At 72.2% G+C, this 23,261-nt stretch carries 21 protein-coding genes; 6 read left to right on the plus strand and 15 right to left on the minus strand.

Features of this window, described 5'->3' with window-relative positions; translation table 11 throughout:
- Positions 1–75: 75 nt before the first annotated feature.
- Positions 76–1,236: an N-acetylglucosamine-6-phosphate deacetylase gene (nagA, locus tag LCG91_RS14495; protein ID WP_411955844.1), complete on the plus strand. Its 1,161-nt coding sequence runs from the start codon at positions 76–78 to the stop codon at positions 1,234–1,236.
- 31 nt (positions 1,237–1,267) lie between these two features.
- Complete coding sequence (locus LCG91_RS14500; RefSeq protein ID WP_224441822.1) at positions 1,268–1,663, plus strand: VOC family protein; 396 nt, start codon at positions 1,268–1,270, stop codon at positions 1,661–1,663.
- A 27-nt stretch (positions 1,664–1,690) separates the two neighbouring features.
- Here LCG91_RS14500 and LCG91_RS14505 read toward each other — a convergent pair whose 3' ends face one another.
- The 3 genes from LCG91_RS14505 to LCG91_RS14515 form a co-directional block, all read right to left on the minus strand.
- A complete protein-coding gene (locus LCG91_RS14505) occupies positions 1,691–3,250 on the minus strand; it encodes an alpha-L-fucosidase (RefSeq protein WP_224441823.1) in 1,560 nt (519 codons plus the stop codon).
- A gap of 91 nt (positions 3,251–3,341) precedes the next feature.
- Positions 3,342–3,881 carry a hypothetical protein gene (locus LCG91_RS14510; RefSeq protein ID WP_224441824.1) on the minus strand — a complete coding sequence of 180 codons (540 nt, stop codon included), beginning with the start codon at positions 3,879–3,881 and terminating at the stop codon, positions 3,342–3,344.
- Positions 3,882–3,935: 54 nt separating this feature from the next.
- Positions 3,936–4,763 (minus strand): helix-turn-helix transcriptional regulator, encoded by an 828-nt coding sequence (locus LCG91_RS14515; protein WP_224441825.1) that lies wholly within the window; start codon positions 4,761–4,763, stop codon positions 3,936–3,938.
- Between the two features lie 122 nt (positions 4,764–4,885).
- Here LCG91_RS14515 and LCG91_RS14520 point away from each other — a divergent pair, with 122 nt between their 5' ends.
- Together LCG91_RS14520 and LCG91_RS14525 are read left to right on the plus strand one after the other, a co-directional pair.
- On the plus strand, positions 4,886–5,824 hold the full coding sequence (locus LCG91_RS14520) for an SDR family oxidoreductase (protein ID WP_224441826.1): 939 nt from the start codon (positions 4,886–4,888) through the stop codon (positions 5,822–5,824).
- A gap of 31 nt (positions 5,825–5,855) precedes the next feature.
- A complete protein-coding gene (locus LCG91_RS14525; RefSeq protein WP_058750218.1) occupies positions 5,856–7,025 on the plus strand; it encodes a MalY/PatB family protein in 1,170 nt (389 codons plus the stop codon).
- Between the two features lie 19 nt (positions 7,026–7,044).
- Here LCG91_RS14525 and nagB read toward each other — a convergent pair whose 3' ends face one another.
- The gene (gene nagB / locus LCG91_RS14530; protein ID WP_224441827.1) at positions 7,045–7,830 is read right to left on the minus strand and encodes a glucosamine-6-phosphate deaminase; all 786 of its coding nucleotides are present in this window, start codon (positions 7,828–7,830) and stop codon (positions 7,045–7,047) included.
- Between the two features lie 70 nt (positions 7,831–7,900).
- Here nagB and LCG91_RS14535 point away from each other — a divergent pair, with 70 nt between their 5' ends.
- The gene (locus LCG91_RS14535) at positions 7,901–8,380 is read left to right on the plus strand and encodes an NUDIX hydrolase (protein WP_224441828.1); all 480 of its coding nucleotides are present in this window, start codon (positions 7,901–7,903) and stop codon (positions 8,378–8,380) included.
- A 161-nt stretch (positions 8,381–8,541) separates the two neighbouring features.
- Here the strand turns inward: LCG91_RS14535 and LCG91_RS14540 are convergent, their stop codons facing one another.
- From LCG91_RS14540 to LCG91_RS14555, 4 genes are all read right to left on the minus strand, one after another.
- A complete protein-coding gene (locus tag LCG91_RS14540) occupies positions 8,542–9,612 on the minus strand; it encodes an ABC transporter ATP-binding protein (RefSeq protein ID WP_224441829.1) in 1,071 nt (356 codons plus the stop codon).
- Positions 9,609–10,457, minus strand: coding sequence for an ABC transporter permease (locus LCG91_RS14545; protein ID WP_224441830.1), 849 nt, complete (start codon positions 10,455–10,457; stop codon positions 9,609–9,611). The genes LCG91_RS14540 and LCG91_RS14545 overlap by 4 nt, the downstream gene beginning before the upstream one ends.
- A gap of 23 nt (positions 10,458–10,480) precedes the next feature.
- A complete protein-coding gene (locus LCG91_RS14550) occupies positions 10,481–11,386 on the minus strand; it encodes an ABC transporter permease (protein WP_224441831.1) in 906 nt (301 codons plus the stop codon).
- A 179-nt stretch (positions 11,387–11,565) separates the two neighbouring features.
- Positions 11,566–12,720 carry an ABC transporter substrate-binding protein gene (locus LCG91_RS14555; RefSeq protein ID WP_224441832.1) on the minus strand — a complete coding sequence of 385 codons (1,155 nt, stop codon included), beginning with the start codon at positions 12,718–12,720 and terminating at the stop codon, positions 11,566–11,568.
- A 184-nt stretch (positions 12,721–12,904) separates the two neighbouring features.
- On the opposite strand from LCG91_RS14555, the gene LCG91_RS14560 reads away from it, so the two are divergent.
- On the plus strand, positions 12,905–13,342 hold the full coding sequence (locus tag LCG91_RS14560; protein WP_224441833.1) for a YdeI/OmpD-associated family protein: 438 nt from the start codon (positions 12,905–12,907) through the stop codon (positions 13,340–13,342).
- A gap of 211 nt (positions 13,343–13,553) precedes the next feature.
- Here the strand turns inward: LCG91_RS14560 and LCG91_RS14565 are convergent, their stop codons facing one another.
- The 7 genes from LCG91_RS14565 to LCG91_RS14595 all read right to left on the minus strand — a co-directional run bounded on the left by LCG91_RS14565 (position 13,554) and on the right by LCG91_RS14595 (position 23,041).
- Entirely contained in the window at positions 13,554–14,435 is an 882-nt protein-coding gene (locus tag LCG91_RS14565) for an NAD(P)H-hydrate dehydratase (RefSeq protein ID WP_224441834.1), read from the minus strand.
- Positions 14,425–15,165 (minus strand): histidine phosphatase family protein, encoded by a 741-nt coding sequence (locus LCG91_RS14570; protein ID WP_224441835.1) that lies wholly within the window; start codon positions 15,163–15,165, stop codon positions 14,425–14,427. The genes LCG91_RS14565 and LCG91_RS14570 overlap by 11 nt, the downstream gene beginning before the upstream one ends.
- Positions 15,166–15,235: 70 nt before the next feature.
- A complete protein-coding gene (locus LCG91_RS14575; RefSeq protein ID WP_224441836.1) occupies positions 15,236–16,195 on the minus strand; it encodes a hypothetical protein in 960 nt (319 codons plus the stop codon).
- A 334-nt stretch (positions 16,196–16,529) separates the two neighbouring features.
- Positions 16,530–19,658, minus strand: a complete 3,129-nt coding sequence (locus LCG91_RS14580; RefSeq protein WP_224441837.1) for an alpha-mannosidase — start codon at positions 19,656–19,658, stop codon at positions 16,530–16,532.
- Positions 19,659–19,717: 59 nt separating this feature from the next.
- Complete coding sequence (locus LCG91_RS14585) at positions 19,718–20,617, minus strand: carbohydrate ABC transporter permease (protein WP_224441838.1); 900 nt, start codon at positions 20,615–20,617, stop codon at positions 19,718–19,720.
- Positions 20,618–20,619: 2 nt separating this feature from the next.
- Positions 20,620–21,570, minus strand: a complete 951-nt coding sequence (locus LCG91_RS14590) for a carbohydrate ABC transporter permease (RefSeq protein WP_411955809.1) — start codon at positions 21,568–21,570, stop codon at positions 20,620–20,622.
- A gap of 109 nt (positions 21,571–21,679) precedes the next feature.
- Complete coding sequence (locus LCG91_RS14595) at positions 21,680–23,041, minus strand: extracellular solute-binding protein (protein ID WP_058728831.1); 1,362 nt, start codon at positions 23,039–23,041, stop codon at positions 21,680–21,682.
- Positions 23,042–23,261: the final 220 nt, after the last annotated feature.

Raw genomic sequence — 23,261 nt, forward strand, 5'->3', positions numbered from 1 at the left:
TCGGCCGGCTCCGTCGGGTCGGCCGGGTCGGCGGGGTCGGCCGGCTCCGTCGGGTCGGCCGGGTCCGGCTCCGGTCTGGAGGCGCGGCGCACCCTGGTCCGTGCCGCCCGCGTCGTCGACGGGGCCGGTGTGGTCGACGACGGTTGGGTCCTGCTCTCGGGTGGCGTGATCGAGGCGGTCGGCTCGGGTGCCGACCTGCCGGACGCCGCTCCGGGTGCCGAGGTCGTCGACCTCGGTGACGCCGTCCTGACCCCCGGCTTCGTCGACCTGCACGGACACGGCGGGGGCGGAGCCGGCTACGAGGACGACTCCTTCGACGCCGCGCTCGCCGTGCACCGGGCGCACGGGACGACCCGCTCGGTCCTGTCGCTCGTCGCGAACCCGCTGCCGTCGCTCGCCGCGTCGCTCGACCGCATCCGCACCGTCGCAGCGGCCGACCCGCTCGTGCTCGGTGCGCACCTCGAGGGCCCGTTGCTCTCCCCCGACAACAAGGGCGCCCACGACGCCGCGCACCTGGTCGACCCGTCGCCGGCGTCGGTGGACGCCCTGCTCGACGCGGGCGCCGGGGTCCTGCGACAGGTCACCATCGCGCCCGAGCTGCCGGGAGCGCTCGACGCCGTCCGCCGCTTCGTCGACGCCGGGGTCACGGTCGCGGTCGGCCACACCGTCTGCTCGTACGACCAGGCCCGCGCGGCCTTCGACGCCGGTGCGACCCTGCTCACGCACGCGTGCAACGCGATGCCCGGGCTGCACCACCGGGCGCCGGGTCCGATCGCCGCGGCGCTCGAGGACGACCGGGTGACGCTCGAGCTCATCCTCGACGGTGTGCACGTGCACCCGGCCGTCGCCCGGGTGCTGCTGCGCGCCGCCCCCGGTCGGGTCGCCCTCATCACCGACGCCATGGCAGCAGCCGGCTCGCCCGACGGCTCGTACGCACTCGGGTCGCTCGCGGTCGACGTGGTGGACGGCGTCGCGCGGGTCGCCGGCACGGACACGATCGCGGGCTCGACGTTGACGCAGGACGCAGCGCTGCGGCTCGCCGTCTCGGCCGCCGGGGCCACGCTACCCGAGGCGGTCGCGGCGCTGACGAGCGTCCCCGCGACGGCGCTGGGGCTGGGCGACCGTCTGGGTCGGATCGCGCCGGGGTACGCCGCGGACCTCGTGGCGCTCTCCCCGTCGCTCGAGGTGCGGCGGGTGTGGGGCGCGGGGCACGAGCTGGTGGCCGCCGGGTCTTGACCGCGACGGGGTCGGGCGGGACCATCGCCGCATGACCCTCTTCGTCTCCTGCCCGGTCGCGAGCGTCGAGCGCGCCACCGCCTTCTCCACGGCGCTCGGATGGACCCGCGATCCGCGGATGTCGCGGGACGACGTCTCGTGCATCGCGTTCGGGCCCGACCAGTACCTGATGCTCAGCAGCCGCGAGGCGTACGCGAGCGTCGGCGGCACCGAGGACCTGATCGGCGGCCCGGACACCCCGTCGAAGGTCACGCTGTCGTTCGACCTGGACAGTCGGGAGGCCGTCGACGAACTCGTCGAACGGGCTCGTGCTGCGGGCGGACGGATCGGGGACACCGACGAGTACCCGTTCATGTACCAGCGGCAGTTCGACGACCCCGACGGCTGGTCGCCGTTCTGGATGCGCTCGGACGCCACCGACGACTGACCCCGACCGTCCGCTCCCGCCGGGCGGTCACTGGTGGAGGAAGTCCTGGCGGGGCTGGTCCGGCTCGGGTGCGAAGCGGATCCGCAGCACGGGGCCGCTGTGCTCGGTCGCGGAGCCGTCGATCGCGACCTCGAGGGCGTCCGCAGTCCGGTCCCACCGGGTGACGGTGCCGGATCCGAGCACCGCGACGTCGCTGATGGTGCGGGTGAGGAGCGCGGAGGTCGACGCGAGCGCGCGCAACCGTGCGACGCCGTCGTCGGGCTGCGCGAGCAGGACCGCGTAGAGCGCGTCGCCCGTGACGTCGTGCCGCACCGTGTAGCGGACGTCCTCGGCCGTGTACGCGGGGGCGGCACCGTCGACGAACGACCCCGCCGCGACCACGGTCGGCCCCTCGGACGGCACCGTCCAGGGGCGGGTGCCGTAGATCGCCTCGCCGTGCAGACCGAGCCAGTGCCCGATGCCCTCGAGCAGGCGCTGCTCCTCGGCCGGGATCGTGCCGTCCGGCTTCGGACCGACGTTGAGCAGCAGCACCCCGCGCTTCGCGACGACGTCGACGAGCTCGGCGACGAGTTCGCGGACGCTCTTGTACTCGTGTCCCTCGACCCAGCACCAGGACGTCCGGGACACCGACGTGTCGTTCTGCCACACCGTCGGCTCGACCCCCGCGACGGCTCCGCGTTCGATGTCGTACACGGCGGTGCCGGGTGCGAAGGCCCCCCACTTGTAGTTGATGACGACCTCGCGCCCCCACTCGGCCGCACGGTTGTAGTAGTAGGCGGCGAGGGTCCGGAGCACCGGGGCGAACGCCGGCTGCTCGATCCACCAGTCGAACCAGAGCACCTGCGGCCGGTACCGGTCGATCACCTCGACGGTGCGCAGGAGCCAGTCCTCGAGGAACCGCTCGTTCGGAGCCGTCTCCTCCCGCTGTGCCGGACCGTAGAAGTCCGACCACCGCGGGTCGAGCACGTCGGAGTCGAACCGGGCACCGCCGTTCATGAAGAACCAGTGCTCGGCACGGTGCGACGAGGCACCGCGGACCATCCAGGCCTCGTCGACCGCGCGGGAGAGCTCTCCGAAGACGTCACGCTGTGGCCCCATCCGCGCCGCGCTCCACCGGGACCGGTCCGTGTCGTACATCGCGAAGCCGTCGTGGTGCTCGGCCACGGGCACGACGAACTGCGCGCCGGCCCGACGGAACAGCGCGGCCCACTCGGCCGGGTCGAAGTGCTCCATCGTGAAGGACGGGATGAAGTCCTTGTACCCGAAGTCCCGGTGCTCGCCGTAGGTCGCGCGGTGGTGCTCGTGGGCGTCGGTGCCCTGCCGGTACATCTCGCGGGAGTACCACTCGTTGCCGAACGCCGGGACGGAGTACACGCCCCAGTGGAGGAAGACGCCGAACTTCGCGTCCTCGTACCAGCGCGGCGGCTCGTAGGCGGCGAGGGACTCCCACGTCGCGTCGAAGGGTCCGGCGGCGACGACCTCGTGCACGGCCCGGAGCGCTGCGCTGTTGTCGCTCACGTCGACCGGTTCCGGGAGCGACCCGGGGTCGAGCGGGGTGGGACGGCCCGACACGGCGCGTTCTGGCATGCGGCACTCCTTCGTGCGTCGACTGCGGTCCACCACTCCTACCGGTCGCGCCCGTGCGTCCGGTGGATCGCGTGCGGCGCGCGCCGCGCGGTCAGGGCAGCCGGACGACGACCTGTGCCGTCGACGGGCCGCCGCACTGCTCGCTGCCGCCGTGCCGGACCCACGTGAAGCGGACGTCCCGCTCGACGAGCACCCGGTCGTCCGCACCGAGGACCGCCACGCGACCGAGGTCGTCGGTCCCCGTCGTCGTCGGGACCGACCAGACGTCGCCGTCCGGCGTTGCCGTGGGGAAGACGAGTGAGCGGGCGGTGTCGTCCGTCGGACCGAGCGCGTCCGCGGACGGGACGCCGACCGGTGGTCCGCCGGGTGTGGCGTCCCCGGGCGCGGTCGGTTGTACCGGTGGCGAGGGTTCGCCGGGCGTGCAGCCCGCGCCCTGGCAGACGACGACGCCCGTGACCCCGGACGCCGGGTCCGCCGATCCCGGGATCTCGACGAGCACGGTGTCGCTGTAGCCGACGGCAGTGCACGCCGTCGGTCCGAGACCGGCGCACCCGGTCGTCACGAGTACCAGCACGGCCGTCGCCGTCGCCGTCGCCGTCGCCGTCGCCCCGAACGTGATCCCCCGACCCATGCGACCATCGTCGTCGATCGCCCGTGACCGGGTGGTCACGATCCGGCGTCGGTCTCAGGCCGCGACGACGGACAGCAGCCGGAGCCGGTCGTGGCTCTCGGTCCCCGGGACTGCGGTGTAGACGAGCAGCACGTGCGCCTGCTCCGGGTCGAGGAGCACCTGGCAGTGCAGCTCGATCCGGCCGACCTCGGGGTGGTCGTAGCGCTTGACGGACCCCGGGACGAGGCCGACCTCGTGTCGGTCCCACAGCGCCCGGAACTCGTCGGAACGCTGCAGGAGCTCGTCCGCGAGCTGCGCCGCCCGGGACCCGGCTCCACGCCGCGTCGCGACCTCACGCAGCGACGAGACGTACAGCCGTGCGGTCGTGTCCCGGTCCTCGGGTGGGAACAGGTCCCGCGCACCCGCTTCGGTGAACCAGCGCCAGCCGATCGAGCGCGACGGTCCCTGCCGCTGGCTCGCGTCGCCGAACAGTGCGGCGGCGAGCGGCGTCTGCAGGAGCGTCTCGCCGAGCTCCGTGACGACCTCGGCCGGGGTGTCGACCAGGCGGTCGAAGATGCGCATCATGCCCGGGCCGACGTGGTCTGAGCCGGCGCCGGACTCCGGTGGGCGGTGCCCGGCGAGCCGGAAGACGTGGTCGCGCTCCGCCCGGCTCAGGTGGAGTCCCTGGGCGATCGCAGCGACCATCTGCTCGGACGGCTGCGGACCCGTACCGCGCTCGAGCCGCGCGTAGTAGTCCGCGGACATGTGGCAGAGCGCCGCGACCTCCTCGCGGCGCAGTCCCGCGGTCCGTCGCCGCTGCCCGGGTGGGAGGCCGACGTCGGACGGTTGCAGGGCCTCCCGGCGTGCACGGAGGTAGGCGCCGAGCTCCGGTCGATCGATCACGGGTCCATACTCGCCGGTGCACGTCCTCCGCAGCCACGGTCCGTCAGGTCCTGGTTGCGGACCGCCGGCCGTCGCAGGCTGGCACCAGCCCGACCACGGGCGACGACGACGAGGAGACCACCGTGCCGCGACGACCCATCGACATCACCCTGCCGCGACTGGACGGTACCCGCGCCGTCGTCACCGGCGCCAGCGACGGCATCGGTCTGGGCATCGCGACGGCGCTCGCGGGTGCCGGCGCCGCGGTCGTGCTGCCGGTGCGCAACCCGGCGAAGGGCGAGGCTGCGCGTACCCGGGTGCTGCGCGAACACCCGGACGCCGTCGTGGAGCTCGTTACGATGGACCTGTCGTCCATCGCGTCGGTGGACGCGTTCGCGGAGTCGATGGTCGCGGAGGGCACGCCGGTCGACCTGCTCGTGGGCAACGCCGGCGTGATGACCCCGCCGGAGCGACGGACGACGGCCGACGGCTTCGAGCTGCAGCTCGGCACGAACCACCTCGGCCACGTCGCACTCGTCCGCGGCCTCCTCCCGCTGCTCCGTGCGGCGCGCGGGCACGTCACCTCGCAGATCAGCATCGTCGCGCGCAGCGGGTCCGTGCACTGGGAGGACCCGAACTGGGAGCGCAGCTACGACGGGATGCGCGCCTACCGACAGTCGAAGATCGCGTTCGGCCTGTTCGGGCTCGAGCTCGGCCGGCGCAGCGCCGAGCAGGGCTGGGGCATCACGAGCAACCTCGCGCACCCGGGTGTCGCCCCGACGAGCCTGCTCGCAGCGCGGCCGGAGCTCGGGCGGAGCGGGGACACGCCCCAGGTCCGGGTGATCCGGTGGCTGTCCGCCCGCGGGCTGCTCGTCGGGACGCCGCGGACCGCCGGGCTGCCGGCGCTCGTGGCGGCCACCGCCCCGGACGTGCGGGACGGCGGGTTCGTGGGACCGACCGGGCCCGGCGGCGTCGGCGGCGCTCCCGGGCGGACACCGCTGTGGAAGCCGCTGTGCAGCGCCGAGGACGCCCGCCGCGTGTGGGAGCTGTCCGAGGAGCTGCTCGGCACCACCCTCGGGTGACCTGCGGCCGCCGGGCTGTCAGGATGACGACATGAGCGTCATGGTCTCGGTCCTCGATGCACAGCGGACCCGCACGAGCGAGAAGTACACCACCTACCCGCCCGAGGTCCTGCCGATGTTCGTGGCCGAGATGGACTCGGTGCCCGCCGAGCCCGTGCGTGAGGCCCTCGAGCGAGCGATCCGGAACGGAGACACCGGGTACGTCGGGCACACCCGGGCGCTCCCCGAGGTCTTCGCCGACTTCGCCGGCCGCCGCTGGGGATGGGACGTCGACCCCGACCTGGTCCGGACGACCACGGACGTGTCCGTCGCTGTGGTCGAGGTGCTCCGCCGGATCATCGACCCCGGCGACCAGGTCGTCCTCATGCCGCCGGTCTACCCGCCGTTCTGGGAGTACGTCCGCGAGGCCGGCGGGTCCGCCACCGAGGTCCCACTGCTCGCCCCGGACGGCGAGCCCGACCCGTTCGACACGACGGCGGGGTGGCGGATGGACCTCGCCGGGATCGAGCGCGCCCTCGCCGACGGCGCCCGGACCGTGCTGCTCTGCAACCCGCACAACCCCCTCGGCCTCGTGCACGCGCGCGAGGACCTCGTGGCACTCGCCCGGCTCACCGCCGAGTGGGACGCGGTCGTCGTCTCAGACGAGATCCACGCGCCACTCGTGCACGCCGACGCGGTGTTCACCCCGTTCCTCACCTGCGGACCCGAGGCCGTCGAGCACGGTGTCGCCCTGACGAGCGCGAGCAAGGCGTGGAACCTCGCGGGGACGAAGTGCGCGCTCATGGTCGGCGCGTCGGAACGGGCGCGCGGCTGGTTCGACGGCCTGCCCGTCGAGGTGGTCGAGCGCACGGGGATCCTCGGCTACACCGCGAGCGTCGCCGCCTTCCGCGACGGAGAGCCCTGGCTCGCGTCGCTGCTCGCGGAGCTGACCGGGAACCGACGCATCCTCGCCGAGGAGCTCGGCACGGCCGTGCCCGGCGCGGGGTACCGGCAGCCGCAGGCGTCCTACCTGGCCTGGCTCGACCTGCGAGCACTGCCGTGGGGTGACGACCCCGCCGTGCACCTGGTCGACGCGGCGAAGGTCGCGCTGACGAACGGGCGCGACTTCGGCCGACCGGGCATCGGCCACGCCCGGCTCAACTTCGGGTGCTCCGAGGCGACCCTGCGCGAGGGCCTGGCCCGCCTGGCGTCAGCCCGCTGACCTCGCGCCCGCCCGCGGGTCACTCGAAGCGCTGCCACTCCGGCTTGTTGGCGTACGTGTAGCGGTAGTAGTCGGCCAGGCGCAGCCCGGCGGCCGCCTCCTCGTCCACCACGACGGTCGCGTGCTCGTGCAGCTGCAGCGCCGACCCGGGCACGAAGGACGACAGCGGCCCCTCGACCGCGGCAGCCACCGCGTCGGCCTTCGCGGAGCCCTGCGCGACGAGGACGAGCTCGCGCGCCTCGAGGATCGTGCCCAGCCCCTGCGTCATGCAGTGCGTGGGGACGTCGTCGAGCGAGTCGAAGAACCGGGCGTTGGCCTCGCGAGTGGAGGGCGCAAGGGTCTTGATGCGGGTCCGGGACGCGAAGGACGACGTCGGCTCGTTGAAGCCGATGTGCCCGTTCGCGCCGATGCCGAGGATCTGCACGTCGACCCCGCCGGCAGCACGGATGGCGGCGTCGTACTCCTTGGCCGCGAACGCCAGGTCTCCGGCCCGGCCGTCGGGCACGCGGACGCGCGAGGGGTCGAACCCGAGCGGCTCGACCACGTCGCGCGCGATCACCGAGGCGTACGACTCCGGGTGCTCCAGCGGGATGCCGACGTACTCGTCGAGGGCGAACCCGCGGGCGGCGGCGAAGGACACCTCGCCCGCCTCGACCCGGCGGCGCAGGTCGGCGTAGATGCCCTGCGGACTCGACCCGGTGGCGAGGCCGACGACGGCGGACGGCTTCTCGGCGACGACCGAGGCGATCTTGGCGGCGGCGACGCGTCCGACCTCGGCCGGCGTCGGCAGGATGATGATCTCCACGCTGTCACCCTACTGGTCATGACCAGTCGACGACAGAGGGAGGGCAGCACGGCATCGGTAGCGTGGGGGCATGCCCACCCCTGACTTCGTCCTGTCATTGCGCGAGAAGGTCGGGAACGACCCGCTCTGGATGACGGGCATCACCGCCGTGGTCACGCGCGGCGAGGGCCCGGCCCGCGAGCTGCTCGTCGTCCGTCGAGCCGACAACGGAGCGCTCACCCCGGTGACGGGGATCGTCGACCCCGGCGAGGAGCCCGCGGTTGCCGCCGAGCGCGAGGTCCTCGAGGAGGCCGACGTCGTCGCGGTCGCCGAGCGCCTGACGTGGGTGCACGTCCTGCCCGAGATGACCTACCCGAACGGCGACCGTGCGCAGTACCTCGACCTGGTCTTCGCATGCCGGTACGTGTCCGGTACGCCGGCGCCCGCCGACGGCGAGAACACCGAGGCTTTCTGGGCCCGGCTCGACGCGCTCCCGGCGATGTCCGCCGACATGCTGGCACGGGTCGAGGCAGGCCTGACCGACGAGCCGGCCGCGCGCTTCGAGCGCTGACCCGCACCGGTCTGGAGGCGCGGGGCGGGCCCGCCCCGCGCCTCCCGTCCGGAACCGGGTCGCCTTCACCCCCGCGGAAGCGACAGTCCACCGCGACCGGTTCGCGGCAGGGTGTCGCCTTCGCGGAACGCTCCGCGACGGTGGCGCCTGGGCGCGGGGCGCTACGCGAGCGGGGCGACCGCGACCGGCGCACCGAGCAGCCGCAGGGCCACGGCGTCGCCGGCCGCGCGACGGTCGCCGACCTCGTGCTGCACGGTCACGACGGTGTCGTCGTCGAGCCGGACCGTGGTGCGACGGATCGAGCCCAGGAAGCTCGACGCGACGACCGTGCCGGTGACACCCTCGGCGGCGAAGGCGACGTCCTCGGGGCGGACGTACGCGGTCACGGGACCGTCCTCGGCTTCCGCAGCGAGCGCCGGGACCCGGAATCCGTAGACGAAGACGTCGCCACCGCGCAGGTCACCCCGCAGGCGGTTCGACTGCCCGACGAAGTCCGCCGTGAAGGCCGAGACAGGGTGGCGGTAGAGCTCCTCGGGCGTGCCGACCTGCTCGATGCCGCCGGCGTGCATCACCGCGATGCGGTCCGAGACGGCGAGGGCCTCCTCCTGGTCGTGGGTGACGAACACGGTCGTGATGCCGAGGTCGCTCTGGATGCGGCGGATCTCGTCGCGCAGGGACACCCGCACCTTGGCGTCGAGCGCGGAGAGCGGCTCGTCGAGCAGGAGCACGCGCGGGCGGGTGACCAGGGCACGGGCGAGGGCGACGCGCTGCTGCTGTCCGCCGGAGAGCTGGTGCGGGTACCGGTCGGCGAAGTCGGCGAGGTGCACCATGTCGAGCGCCTCGATGACCCGTTCCCGGCGTGCTGCGGCTGCGACCCGGCGCATCTCGAGCCCGAACGACACGTTCTGCCGCACCGTCATGTGCGGGAAGAGCGAGTACTGCTGGAACACCATGCCGATGTCGCGCCGCTCGACCGGCACGGCAGCGACGTCGGCCCCGTCGATGCGGATCGCGCCGGCGTCGATCGCCTCGAGGCCGGCGAGCGCCCGGAGCGCGGTGGTCTTGCCGCAGCCGGACGGCCCGAGCAGCGAGACGAACTCACCGGGCTCGATGCGGAGCGACAGCCCGGCGAGCGCACGGTGGGAGCCGTAGTGCTTCTCGACGGCCTCGAGCTCGACGGTCGCGCCCTCGGTGGACAGCGACGCCGGGGCGGCGGGAGCGGTGACGGTCATGCGGACTCCTTCGGGGTGCGCCGGCGGCCCGCGCCGACCCGGCCGATGACGACGAGCAGCACGAAGCCGAACAGCAGTGCGGCGAGCGAGAAGACCGCGGCGACGTACGGGTCGGTCTGCTGCACGAGCACGAGCGCGGTCTGGAACGTGGTGCGGGACAGGAACGAGGCGAGGGTGTACTCGCCGAGGACGACCGTGATGGTCAGGAAGCACGCGGCCGTGATGCCGCGACGGAGGTTCGGCAGCAGGATCCGCCACGTGACGGTCCACCACGAGGCACCGAGCGATCGGGCGGCCTCGGACAGCACGCTGACGTCGACCGCGGTGAGCGCGGTGGCGATCGGACGGAACGCGAAGGGCAGCGACACGATGCCGATCGCGAACGCGAGGGTCCAGGCGCCCGAGCCGAACACCTGGGCGACGACCTGGTACACGGGGATGAAGCCGACGACGAGCACCACGACGGGCACGGTGATCGGCACCAGGCAGACGAACTCGAGCACGCGACGCAGGCGCGGGTAGCGGAGTGCGGTGACGATCTGGGCGGGGAGCAGCACGAACAGCACGATCGCGACGGTGATCGCGGCGATGAGCAGGGACGCCACGAGACCGTCGAAGACCGGCTGGTACGTGGCGGTGTTCGCGGGGTCGACGATCGCCGCGTAGTGGGCGAGGGTGAGTCCGCCGTCGGTGCCCTGCCGGAAGGTGAACTGTGCCAGGGCGACCAGCGGCACGGCGAAGACGAGTCCGACCAGGGCGAGCACGACGACGGCGGTGACCCGAGCCGGGGCGACGCCGAAGCGGCCGACGCGGGTGGTGCCTCCAGGCCGGCGCGGGGCTGCCACGGGTCGGACCGACGAGACGGCGGTCACCGCTGCCACCGCGCAGCGCGACGCTGGAGCAGCGAGTAGGCGCCCATCACGACCGCCATGACCACGACCATGCCGAGGGCGAGTACGCCCGCGACGTTCTGCAGGCCGATGATCGTCTCGCTGGTGAGCTGCGTGCGGATCGTCAGCGGGACGATCCCGCCCTGCGAGATGAGCGCCGCAGCGGTCGCGAACGACGAGAACGCGTTCGCGAAGAGCAGGAGCAGCGACCCCCAGAACGCCGGCGCGAGCACGGGCAGGGCGATGCGCCGCCAGTAGGTCGCGCGCGAGGCACCGAGGGTCGCGGCGGCCTCGCCCCACTGGGAGCGGACCCCCTCGAGCGCGGGCATGAAGGTGAGGACCATGAGCGGCACCTGGAAGTAGACGTAGGGGATGACGAGGCCGGGCACCGTGTAGAGGAAGGCACCGTCGGCGTTGAGGTCGAGCCCGAAGGCCGACACCAGCCAGGTCGTGACGAGTCCCTGCGCGCCGATCGTGGCGATGAACGCGAAGGCGAGCATCACGCCACCGAACTGGGCGAGCACGCTGGCTGCCGAGTCGATCATCGAGCGGACGAGGCCGTCCGGGCGCAGCGCGGAGAGCGCCCAGCAGACGAGGGCTCCGATCACCGCGCCGATCACGGCCGACACCGCGGACAGGCCGAACGAGCCGCCGAAGGCACGGAGGACGGACGGGTCGCGGAACGCCGCGAGGTTCGCGAGGGTGAACGCTCCGTCGCCGGTGGTGAAGCCGCTGCCGACCGCGATCAGGGCGGGGACGGCCAGGAACAGCAGGACGTAGGCGGCGAACGGGGTGAGGCCGAGCCAGGCGACGCCGGGGCGGCGGCGGGACGGTGCCCGCCGCCGCTGCGGTGTCGGTGCTGGCGAGGGAGCGGCATCGGCCACCGAGCCGACGGCAGCGCTCCCCGCTGGAGCGACGCCGGTGGCGCTGCCCCCTGCGGGAGCGATGCCGGTGGCGGCCGGGACGGGAGGGTGTCCCGCCTGTCCCGACTGCCCTGCCGGTCCCGGTTGTCCCGGCACGAAGGCATTGCCGCTGCTCGGGGCCGATGCGGTGGTCATGCTGCTCAGGACCCCATCGTGGCGGACCACTTCGCGGCGAGGACCTTCGCCGCGTCGGTGACCTGCGCGTCGGTGAGCTCGACGTAGTCCTTCGGCATGCCGCCGGCGGCCTCGAGCGCGTCCTTGTCGACCGTGCCCGACTGCTCCATCGCCGCGAGGGTCGACGGGAACGCACCGGCCTGCAGGTACAGGTTCTGGGCGTCCGGGCTGGCGATGTACTCCTGCCACAGGCGTGCCGCCGCCGGGTGCGGTGCGTCCTTGTTGATCGCCTGCGAGTAGTACGAGCCGAGCGCCTGGCCCTCGGGGACGACCGTCTTCCAGTTCTTGTTGCCGCTCGAACCGGCTGCCGGGCCCCACGCGAGGTTGTTGTACGACCACTGGATGACGACCGGTGTCTCACCCGAGGCGACCGTCGCCTGCGTGGGCAGCACGTTCTGGAAGTTACCGGCCTGCTTCAGCTTCCCGAAGTAGTCGACGCCCTTCGTGATGTCGTCCGCCGAGCCGCCGTTCTCGAGCGCGGCGAGGTACACCGCCGACGCGGCCTGGTTCGCCTGCGTCGGGTCGCCCGCGATCGAGACCTTGCCGTTGTACTCGCTGTCGAGCAGGTCGTTCAGGTCCTTCGGGGCGTCCTGGATCTTCGACGAGTCGTACCCGATCGACATCAGGCCCGTGTAGTCACGCGTCCACTTGCCGTCCGCGTCCTTGAGCGTGTCGGGGATGTCCGACCAGTTCGCCACCTTGTAGTCGGTGAGCAGGTCGAGGTTCTGCTGCATCACGGCGTTGCCGAGGTCGAGCACGTCGGGGGCGGTCGACTGGCCCTTCTGCGACTTCACGGCGGCGACCTCGTCGGCGCTCGAGCCGTTCGGGTTCGCCGAGTTGACCTTGATGTCGTACTTCTTCTCGAAGCCGTCGATGATCTTGCCGTAGTTCGCCCAGGTCGGCGGGAGGGCGATGACGTTGAGCTGACCCTCGGCCTTCGCGGCCTTCACGAGGGCGTCCATGCCGCCGGCCGACTCGGCGCTGGTGGCGGTCTTCCAGTCGGAGTCGCCTCCGCCGGAGCCGGAGCTCGTGCTCGCCGAGCTCGTGGCCGAGCAACCGGCCAGGGTGACGACTGCTGCTGCGGCCAGGGCGATGCCGGCCAGGGTGCGGGTGTGCTGCACGGGGTGTGCCTTCCGGGTGCTGTGGGGGTTCGGGTGTCCGGGGGTCCGGGTTCGGCACGATGCTGGACGGGTCCGGTTTCGGGGTCGTGCTGCGGCGGTGAACGGTGGCGGAACAGCGGGTGCGGCTGTACGGTTTCGCTGCCGGGGACGGTTCCCGGCGAGTCTCGACGGCCGGGAGGCACGGGTGCGGTTCACGACGACGGTCCTGCAGGCGAGGAAGACGGCCACCGGGCTGCCCGTCCCCGACGACGTCATCGAGGCGCTCGGCTCCGGGAAGCGCCCGGCCGTGGTCGTCACGATCGACGGCGGCTACACCTACCGGTCCACGGTCGGGGTGATGGGCGGGCAGTTCCTGGTGCCGCTCTCCGCGGAGCACCGGACCGCCGCGGGCATCGCCGCCGGGGACACCGTCGAGGTGACGCTCGAGGTCGACACCCTGCCGCGGACGGTCGAGCTGCCGACGGACCTGGCATCGGCGTTCGACGAGGCCGGGGTCCGGGCGGCCTACGAGACCCTGTCGGCGTCACGGCAGCGGGCGCTCGTCGACCCGGTGCTCGCGGCGAAGGCCCCGGAGACGCGGCAGCGGCGGGTCGACAAGGCCGTGGAGGCGTTGCGCGGGTAGGCGGGGTGGCTGTTCCGCGGGTCGGCGGGGTGGCTGTTCCGCGGTTAGGCGGGGTGGGACTCGCCCGGCGCTGGCGCTGGCTGGCGCTCCTGGGGCCAGGTGGAATCGGGCGTACCCGGTCGTTCCGGGCGTACCTGGTCCTTCTGTTCGACCAGGCATGCCCGGTTCGACCAGGTATCGCAGCTGTTCTGGGAAGGAACGGGCGACATGGTCAGGCGCCGAGCTCGACCAGGACGCGCGGGATCTCGGCGAGGAGCTCGCTGGCCAGGTAGCCGAGCGGTCCGACCTGCACCGCGAGCCGATCCCCCGCGGCAGCGTGCACGTAGGACGCCCAGGCGACGGCCTGTGCTGGTTCGGCTCCACGGGCGAGCAGTCCGACGACCACGCCGGAGAGCACGTCTCCGCTGCCGCTCGTCCCGAGTCCGCCGGAGCCGGTGCCCTTCACCCAGGCACGACCGTCAGGGGCAGCGATGACGTCGGACAGTGCGACCACGGCGCCGTACCGCTCGGCGATCTCCCGGGCGTCGGCGACGTCGTCGTCCCCGCAGTCCCGACCGAGCAGCCGTTCTGCCTCACCGCTGTTCGGCGTGAGCACGAGCCGCCCTCGCAGGGGTCGGAGCCGGTCCTCGACGTCGGCGGCCACACCGAGCGCGAAGGCGTCGAGCACGACGAGGGTGTCCGGGCCGACGGCGTCCGCAATGCCTGCGACCAGGTCCCGCGCACCGTCCGGCTCGTCCAACCCGGGACCGACCAGCACCGCGTCGGCAGCGCCGGCCGAGTCACGGACGGCGTCGATCGCGCCGACGGCGACGTGTCCGGCTTCGTCCTCGTCGAGCGGGACGACGCCCGACTCGGGAACGGCGACCGCGACGTGGTTCGCCACGCTCGACCCGACCGCCAGCGAGAGTCGTCCGGCTCCCACACGCAGTGCGGCGAGCGCCGACAGCATCGCGGCACCGGGGGTGTGCGCCGCGCCGCCGACGACGAGGACCTGCCCGCGGCCGTACTTGCCGGCGCCGGGGTCGGGGAGCGCCCACTCGCGCAGGACGTTGGGCGTGATGTGCTGCGGCGCTGCCGGTTCCTCAGTCGACACGGGCGTCGTCCTTCCGGCCGCTGTGCTCGGTGACCTCGTCGTCGTCGAGGTGCCCCACGGCGGAGAACTCCTCGAGGGTCCACGGGGAGCCCGCTCCGTCGCGGTGCAGTCGTGTCAGCGAGGCGTTCGCGACCGTGTGGTCCTCGGCGAAGGCCATCAGCGCGTGCTCGTCGAGGTCGAGGCAGACGGCCACGGTGAGCATCACGACCGCGTCGTGCGCGGCGACGAGCAGCCGTTCGGTGCCCTCGAGCCGGTCGACGTCCGTCAGCACGGTGCGGAGGCGGAGCATCACGTCCGCCCAGGACTCCCCGCCGGCAGGGCGGTGGTAGTACTTGCCGAGCCACTGTCGTCGGCGTTCCTCGTCCGGGTACCGGTTCCGCACACCGTGACGGGTGAGCAGGTCGAGGACGCCGAGCTCACGGTCGCGCAGCCGCTCGTCGACGCGCTTCGGCGGCTCGGTCAGTCCGCCGGCGTCGAGCGCGATGCCGATCGTCTGCTGCGCCCGGCGGTACGGCGAGACCCACAGCGCCACCGGGACGTCGTCGACGCCGCGATCGGCGAGCTCCTGCCCGAGCGCTCGGGACTGCTCCTCGCCCAGCGGGCTCAGCGGGACGTCGGCGTCGCGGTGGTCGACCTCGATGACGTCGGCTCCAGCGGCCTCGGCTCGGGCGGCGGCGACGTTCGCGGTCGACTCCCCGTGGCGGACGAGCCAGATCTCGGTGACAGCCATGGGCGCGAGGCTAACCGCGATTCCCTGGGCCACCTCCCGGTCAGGGACCGCCACACCAGCGCCCGCCGGATCAGGCTGCCCCTGGTCGTGCGCTCCTCACGGGTCGGACCGGGCAGGGCAGTCCCGCTGCCCGGAAGCGTCGGACCAGCGCCTCGGGATCGAACAGGTCGCGCCACTCGAGCCGGATGATCGTCCGCACGCCGGGCACGGTCAACAGCTGCTCGTGCCGCCGCTTCTCGTCGAGGAACACCTCGGTGGGGCTCCGACCTGCGAGGTACCGCTCCTGGGTGTACTTCGCTCGCCCGTCGATCTCGACGACGACGCCCTGCTCCGGGAACCAGAAGTCGACCGCGAACCGGCGCCCACCGACCACGAACTCCTGCTGCAGGACCGGTTCCGGCAGCCCGAGTTCGAGGAACACGACGCGAGCGAGGGACTCTGCGGTCGATCCGGCGCGGCCGTCCGCGAGGCCGAGCACGTGCTCCGCTCGGCAGCGCCCGCGTGCTCGGGGATCGACCGCCGCAGCGAGCTGCGCTGCTCCGACGCCGGCTCGGAGCGCCCCGTCCGCCACCACCACCGCGGTGCGCAGGTCGTCCCGCATCGCGATGTCGACGACGGTGCGCGCCACGGTCGTCACCCGGATCCCCTGAGCCGTCAGTCGTTCGTCGGCACGAACGGAGCGCGTGTGCAGGACGAGGTCGCGCGTCCGTCCGCGGTACATCGTCTCGGGCACGGTCGCGTGCACCGGGACCTCCCACCCACCGAGCGCCGGGAGCCCGAGCACCGCTGCCGCTGACGCGTGCGACGCCACCGCCGCGGTGCCGATCCGTCCGAGTCGGGCGTACACACGCGTCACGTAGCGCTGCCTCGGACCCGCCGAGTCCCAGCGGGCCCCCTCGACGAAGGCGTTCGGGCCGACCCGGACCAGCCGGTCAGCACCGCTCGATCGCGCTCGGCGGCGCAAGGTCGTCGGGTCGCACGAGACCTCGCGAGCCGGGCCCGCACGGAGGATGGGGAGTGGTTGTTCCATGCCGCCGATCGTGCCCGGTCTCCACGCGTCGACGGAGGCCGATGGCGGCGACTGTGGACGAGCCTCCAGGCCGGGTGCCCTGTGCAGGACGCTCGGTCTTTCCCAGAGCGAGTGCGATGCCAAGTGTTTCCGGGCGTACCTGGTCGGAAGAAAAGACCAGGCATGCCCGAATCGACCAGGTACGCCCGATTCTGCCGGGCACGCCGCAGCGCCGCAGCAGCACCGCACCGCACCGCCCCACCCCGCACGCGACGCGGCGCCGGGGGAACGCACCCGTGCTCCCCCGGCGCCGCAGCACCACCGCCGGCCCCGCTGCCTCGGGGCCGACGCAGCCTCAGGCCCGCCGCACCCGCAGCGTGACGATCTCGAACGGGCGCAGCGTGAGCACGACAGGCTCGCCCGCGAGCCACGAACCCGAGCCCGACCCGAGCGGCCGCTCGAGCAGGTCGACCGCCTCGACCGCGTCCACGTCGAACCCGAACGACACCCCGACGTCCGTCGCCCGACCGCCCGACGCCTCGTACAGCCGCACGACGACGTCCCCGGAGCGGTCCTCGGCGAGCTTCACGGCCTCGACGAGCACCTGGGGCGAGGACACGGTGACGAGCGGTTCGACCGTGGCTGAGCCCGGCACCGACCGCACCGGCAGGTTGAGCCGGTACCCGGAGTCCGCCGCGTCGAGCACCGAGGCTCCCGTCCGCAGGACCGTGCGGAACACGTGGTGCCCCTGGTCGGCGTGCGGGTCCGGGAACGTCGGCGCGCGCAGCAGCGACTCCCGTACCAGGGTCGTCGTCCCGCCATCGTGCCGGGTCGACCGGGTGATGTCGTGTCCGTAGGTCGAGTCGTTCGCGACCGCGACGCCGAACCCGGGCTCCGCGACGTGCACCCAGCGGTGCGCGGAGGTCTCGAAGCGGGCCATGTCCCACGAGGTGTTCTGGTGCGTGGGCCGGTCGATGTGCCCGAACTGGATCTCGCTCGACGCGACGGACGCCCGGACGTCGAGCGGGAACGCGAGCTTAAGGAGCTTCTGCTTCTCGTGCCACTCGACCTCGGTCTCGACGTGCAGCTCGGGCTGTCCCGCGACGGCCGTGTACCGGGTGGTCACCGACGACGAGCCGAACGGCCGCGTCACGACGAGGGCATCGCCGTCCACGTCGACCGACGCCGCGGACAACACGGTGCCGCTCCGCTGGTACGCGCGGTCGATGTCCCACGCCTCCCACTGGTTCGGGGTGTCCCGGAACACCGTGTACTGCGCCGCAGCAGCACCGGGTGCGATCGCGTCGCGTCCGGTCGCGTGGTCGACGAACGACACGACGTGGCCCTCGGCGTCGACGGTCGCGGTCACGACCCCGGTGTCGAAGACGAAGCGGTCACCGCTCCGGACGGGAGGCACCGCCTCCGCCGCCGACACCGCGGAACCACCCAGGGCGGTCACCCCGCCCGCCGTCACGGGCGAGGCGTTGAAGCGCACGACGGTCCCGACCTCGGCGCTGCCGCCGGTCCCGACCGAACCCGGGTCCCGGGGCGCGTCGAGCGCGGCTCCGCCGTCCCCGGCGAAGGCGGTCGCGGACGCCCCGACGCCGGCGAGCGCCGGCGCCCCACCGCTCGCGAGCGCGGTCGTCGAGGCACCGATCAGGCCCTCGAGCACCTGGGCGACGCGGGCGTACTCGGCCTCGGCGTTCTCGTAGACCCAGGCGATCGACGACCCCGGCAGGATGTCGTGGAACTGCTGCAGGAGCACGGTGTGCCAGACGGACTCGAGTTCGTCGTACGGGTACTCGGTGCCGAGTCGCACGGCAGCGGTCGCCGCCCAGAGCTCGGCCTCGCGGAGCAGGTGCTCGGAGCGCCGGTTGCCCTGCTTCGTGCGGATCTGCGACGTGTACGTGCCGCGGTGGAACTCGAGGTACATCTCCCCCGACCAGACCGCGGGTTCCGGCAGGACGCGTTCGAGCTCCTCGAAGACGTCGGCCGGGGTGCCGAGGTCGACCCGGGGTGAGCCGTCGAGGTCGTGCTGGCGTCGGGCGGCGGCGACCATCTCTCGGGTGGGTCCACCGCCGCCGTCGCCGAAGCCGTACAGGAGCATCGAGGTGTTCGCGACGCCGCGCTCCTTGTTGCCCCGCTCGCCGCGGTGCAGGTCGGCCGCGGAGACGTCCGAGTTGTACGTGTCGGCCGGGGGCAGGTGCGTCAGGACGCGGGAGCCGTCGATGCCCTCCCAGTGGAAGGACGTGTGCGGGATGACGTTCGTCTCGTTCCACGAGGGCTTCTGCGTGACGAACCACTTCGACCCGGCGGCGCGGACGATCTGCGGCAGTGCCCCGGTGTACCCGAACGAGTCGGGCAGCCAGGCCTCGGGGGTGTCGATGCCGAACTCCTCGAGGAAGAGCCGCTTGCCGGCGACGAACTGCCGAGCGAGCGCCTCGCCCCCGGGCAGGTTCGTGTCCGACTCGACCCACATGCCGCCCACCGGGATCCACCGGCCCTCGGCGACGCGCTGCTTGATCCGGGCCCAGATCGACGGGTAGCCGTCCCGGATCCACGCGTACTGCTGCGCCGACGAGCACGCGAACGTGAAGTCGGGGTCCTGGTCCATCAGGTCGAGCACGTTCGAGAACGTGCGGGCGCACTTCCGGATCGTCTCGCGGACCGGCCAGAGCCAGGCGGAGTCGATGTGGGCGTGACCGACCGCGACGGCGCGGTGCGCGGCCGCGCTGGCGGGGACGGCGAGCGCCGGGGCGAGCACGGCCCGGGCATCGGCGGCGGTCCCGGCGACGTCGTCGGGGTCGAGGGCGTCTGCGGCCCGTTCGAGCACGCGGAGCAGGTCGGCGCCGCGGGTGCCGTCGGTGGGCAGCTCGGCCATGAGTCCGCGGAGCACCCAGACGTCCTGCTGGAGCTCCCACACGGTGTCGTCCCGCTCGACGAGCTCGAGCGCGCGCAGGCGGTAGATCGGCTCGGTCCCGGCGGTCGTCCTCGACCCGAGCGGGGTCGCGCCCTGGAAGTCGTCGCCGCCGATGTCCGGGTTGGCCGCGGCCTCGACGTACAGCTCGAACGAGCCGCCGGGGCCGACCTCGACAGGCACGGTGTCGTTCCGCGGCTCGATGCCCTTGATCGTCGAGCCGTCGGTGCGCCAGGCGAGTCCCTCGGCCTGGAACCCGGGCTGCCGCTTCGAGAACCCGAGGTCGACTCGGAGCTCGACGGTGGTGCCCGGGGCGACGCCGAAGTCCTCCGGCACGGTGCCGCGCACGCGGAACCAGGTGGTCCCCCAGGGCCGCCCGCCCCATGCGTCGCCCACGGTGAACGGCGTGTACTCGGCGGCGACGGCGTCGGCGAACGGCACCGGTTCGTCCGGCACCTGCCAGGCGTCGACGGTGACCGGGACCGAGCGACGGTGCACGGCGGGGTCGATGCGGTCCCGGACGAGACGGGCGATCCGGGCTTCGACGAGGGGTTCGTCGTGGTGCATGGAGTGGTTCCTTTCCAGCAGGGACGGTCGGGCGCGGGGCCCGGAGCGTGCGGGGCGCGTCAGCCCTTGATACCGCCGGCGAGGGCGTTGCCCCCACCGAGACCGCGGGACACGAGCACGTACAGGGCGATGACCGGCACGGAGTACACGATCGAGAACGCGGCGAGCTGCCCGTAGGCGACGGCCCCGTTCTGCCCGAAGAAGTTGAAGATGCTCACCGCGGCGGGCACCTTGTCGGGCGAGAGCAGCAGGACGAAGGGGACGAAGAAGTTCCCCCACGCCTGGATGAACACGAAGATGAACACCACGGCGATCCCCGGGCGCATGAGCGGCACGACGATGCGCGTCAGCGTGGTGAACATCGACGCGCCGTCGGTCCAGGCCGCCTCCTCGAGCGAGATCGGCACCGAGTCCATGAAGTTCTTCGCCATCCAGATCGCCATCGGCAGCGACGTGGCGGCGAGGAAGAAGATGCAGCCCCACACGTTGTCGATGAGGTTCAGCGACACGAACAGCGCGTAGACCGGCACCATCATCGCGGTGATGGGCAGGCCGGTACCGAACAGGATGCTGTACAGGAACGGCTTGTTCACGCGCATCTTGTACCGGGACAGCGGGTAGGCGGCGAGCAGGGCGAACACCACGGTGACGACCGCGGTGCCGCCGGAGAGCAGCAGGCTGTTCGCGAGCGGGATGAACGACAGCTCCGGGGTGAGCACCTGCGTGAAGTTGTCGAGCGTGAACTGCGTCGGGATCTTCACGGACAGCGACGCCTGCGTGTCCACCGAGGCGAGCACGAGCCAGAGCAGCGGCACCGCGAAGCACACGGCGATGACGAGCAGCACGACGTTCGACACCCAGCGCATGGTGCGGCCGCGCGGCGAGGTCATGTGCAGGGCACCCGGGGCGGTCACGGAGCGGGTCGCGTTCGACACGGGACGGTCAGCGGTGAGCGCCATGGTCAGTCCACCTCCGGCTTGAGCGCCCGGATGTAGATGATCGAGAACACCGCGCCGACGACCAGCAGGATCGTCGCGATCGCGGTCCCGAAGCCGAGCTGCGAGAACTTGAACGCCTCCTGGTACGCCAGGATCGGCAGGGTCGACGAGTTCGTGCCGGGGCCGCCGCCCGTCATCACGAAGATGAGGGTGAAGACCGACAGCGTCTGCAGCGTCGTGAGCATGAGGTTCGTCGAGATCGACCGGCGGATGACCGGCAGCGTGATGTAGATCAGGCGCTGCCACCCGGTGGCGCCGTCGACCTCGGCGGACTCGGTGATCTCCTCGGGCACCTCGGACACTGCGGCCGAGTACACGAGCATCGAGAACGCCGTGCCGCGCCAGATGTTCGCCAGGATCACCGCGAGCATCGGGTACGTGTAGAGCCAGTTCGCCCCGGTGATGCCGATGGACGTTAGGAACGTGTTGAGGGTGCCGGTGTCGTTGAAGAACGCGTAGGCGGCGAACGAGGCGACGATCTCCGGCAGGACCCAGGCCGCGACGACGAAGGTGCCGACGACGGCGCGGACGACCTTGTTGGCGCTGCGCATGAGGAACGCGAGCCCGAGACCGAGCACGTTCTGCCCGACGACGGCGGACGCGAGCAGGAACACGATCGTGAGCACCACGGACTTCGGGAAGTCCGGGTCCTGGAAGAGCTCGACGTAGTTCGCGAAGCCGACGAACTGCTGGTTCGCCGCGCTCGCACCGGTCAGTGCCGAGTTGGTGAACGACCCGTAGAACGACGAGATGACGGGGCCGAGCAGGAAGACGACGAGGAGGACCACCGCGGGCAGGAGCGGGACGACACGCGTCGCGTTCCGCAGCGGTCGCCGCTTGCGCGGCACGGGAGGATCGGTGCGCTTCGGCGCACCGGGCGCCGACAGCGTCGGCGCGAGGGGGGTGCTGGACACGGGTGGTTGCCTTCCGGGTGCGGAGAGGGTTCCGAAGGTGGGATGGGACGGACTGGAGGCGCGGTGCACGACGTGAGCCGCGCCTCCAGACCGTCAGGTGGTCGCGCCGCTACCCGGCGTCGACGGTGTTGTCCTTGCCGACGACCTGTTCGACGGACTGGTCGTAGACCTTCGCGGCCTCGGCGGGTGTCTGCTGCCCGGTCATGACCGACTCCATCGCGACCTGGATGGCGTTCGAGACCTGCGAGTAGTCACTCGTGGCGGGGCGGAAGTTGGTGTGCTGCACCAGGCCGGAGAAGAACTCGAACGTCGGGTTGGCGCCGGTGTACGCCGGGTCCTCGGCGACGTCCTTGCGGACCGCGATCTGGCTGTTCTCGGTGTCGTACTTCAGCGAGCCGTCCTTGCTCAGGAACGTCGTGATGAAGTCGAACGCGGCCTGCGGGTTCTTCGACTTGGAGCCGACCGCGAGCGTCCACCCGCCGGACATCGAGTTGTAGCCCGGTGCCTGGCCGTTCTGGGTCGGGAAGGCCGCCTGGCCCATCACGTCGTTCCACTCCTTCCACGGAGCGGTGCCGGACTCGAGCCACGTACCGGACTGCCACGAGCCGTCGAGGTCGATGGCGAGCTTGCCCTCGGGGAGCCAGGTCTGCGCGATCGTCGTGCCGACGTTCGTGTCGAGCGCCTGCTGCGGGGTCGGGCCGAGGCCGCCCTGGTAGACCTCCTTGATGAACTTCAGGGAGTCCTCGAACTGCTTCGAGCCGACGACCCACTTCTTGTCCTTGTAGAGGGTGTTGCCGTCGCCGTCCGCGCCGTACAGGAGCATCTCGAAGCCCTGCATGGTCGAGGCCTCACCCTGCGCCTTGCCGGAGTAGATGTTGAACGGGATGACGTTCGGGTCCTTCTCCTTGAGCGTCTTGGCCGCGGCGAGCACGTCGTCCCAGGTCTTCGGCTTCCACGGGACCGGGAGACCGGCCTTCTCGAAGAGGTCCTTGTTGTACCAGAGCGCGCGCGTGTCGGTGCCCATCGAGACGCCGTAGATCTTGCCGTCGTCGCCCTGGCCGGCCTGCTTCGCGTTGTCGTAGAACTGGTCCCACTCGTCCCACTTGTCGACGTACTGGTCGAGCGGCAGCAGGTAGCCGGCCTCGGCGTCGGACTTGATGAGGAAGGTGTCCTCGTACATGACGTCCGGGGCCGTCGCGGGCGCCTTGTTCATGAGCGCGAGCTTCGTGTAGTAGTCGTTGCCCTGCGCCTGGATCGGGACGAGGGTGACGGTCTTGCCCGGGTTCGCCTTCTCGTACTCGGTCTTGACCTCCTTCATCTGGGCGTCGAGCTGCTGGAAGGCGCCGAACTTCTGGTACGCGATCTTGATGGTGTCGCTCGAGGCAGAGGACGAGCTGGAACAACCCGCCAGCCCGACCGCGGCGACTGCCACGGCTGCGAGGCCGGCGATGATTCGGGTGCGGCGTTTCATCGGTGCTCCTTTGCACGGGATGTCCGCGGGCTCCGTCACCCGCGCGCAGGATTAGTACAACGGATGGACTTATTCGTGTCAAGCACTTTTCGTCACGGCTCGGCAACGGTCGCGCTGCGGGGCGCGCGGGCTCGGTGCTGTCGCGCGCGCCGGGTCGGAACGGTGCCCGCGCGGGCTCGGTACTGTCGCGCGCGCCGGGTCGGAACGGGCATAGGGGGTC

Origin of the sequence: Curtobacterium sp. TXMA1, from assembly GCF_020162095.1 — a bacterium.
Taxonomy (GTDB): domain Bacteria; phylum Actinomycetota; class Actinomycetes; order Actinomycetales; family Microbacteriaceae; genus Curtobacterium.

Coding starts and splice junctions, on each gene's coding strand:
- LCG91_RS14585 (WP_224441838.1), bottom strand. CDS start 20,617: ATGGCGCTCACCGCTGACCGTCCCGTGTCGAACGCGACCCGCTCCGTG.
- LCG91_RS14535 (WP_224441828.1), top strand. CDS start 7,901: ATGCCCACCCCTGACTTCGTCCTGTCATTGCGCGAGAAGGTCGGGAAC.
- LCG91_RS14575 (WP_224441836.1), bottom strand. CDS start 16,195: ATGGAACAACCACTCCCCATCCTCCGTGCGGGCCCGGCTCGCGAGGTC.
- LCG91_RS14570 (WP_224441835.1), bottom strand. CDS start 15,165: ATGGCTGTCACCGAGATCTGGCTCGTCCGCCACGGGGAGTCGACCGCG.
- LCG91_RS14540 (WP_224441829.1), bottom strand. CDS start 9,612: ATGACCGTCACCGCTCCCGCCGCCCCGGCGTCGCTGTCCACCGAGGGC.
- LCG91_RS14595 (WP_058728831.1), bottom strand. CDS start 23,041: ATGAAACGCCGCACCCGAATCATCGCCGGCCTCGCAGCCGTGGCAGTC.
- LCG91_RS14510 (WP_224441824.1), bottom strand. CDS start 3,881: ATGGGTCGGGGGATCACGTTCGGGGCGACGGCGACGGCGACGGCGACG.
- LCG91_RS14500 (WP_224441822.1), top strand. CDS start 1,268: ATGACCCTCTTCGTCTCCTGCCCGGTCGCGAGCGTCGAGCGCGCCACC.
- LCG91_RS14505 (WP_224441823.1), bottom strand. CDS start 3,250: ATGCCAGAACGCGCCGTGTCGGGCCGTCCCACCCCGCTCGACCCCGGG.
- LCG91_RS14580 (WP_224441837.1), bottom strand. CDS start 19,658: ATGCACCACGACGAACCCCTCGTCGAAGCCCGGATCGCCCGTCTCGTC.
- LCG91_RS14525 (WP_058750218.1), top strand. CDS start 5,856: ATGAGCGTCATGGTCTCGGTCCTCGATGCACAGCGGACCCGCACGAGC.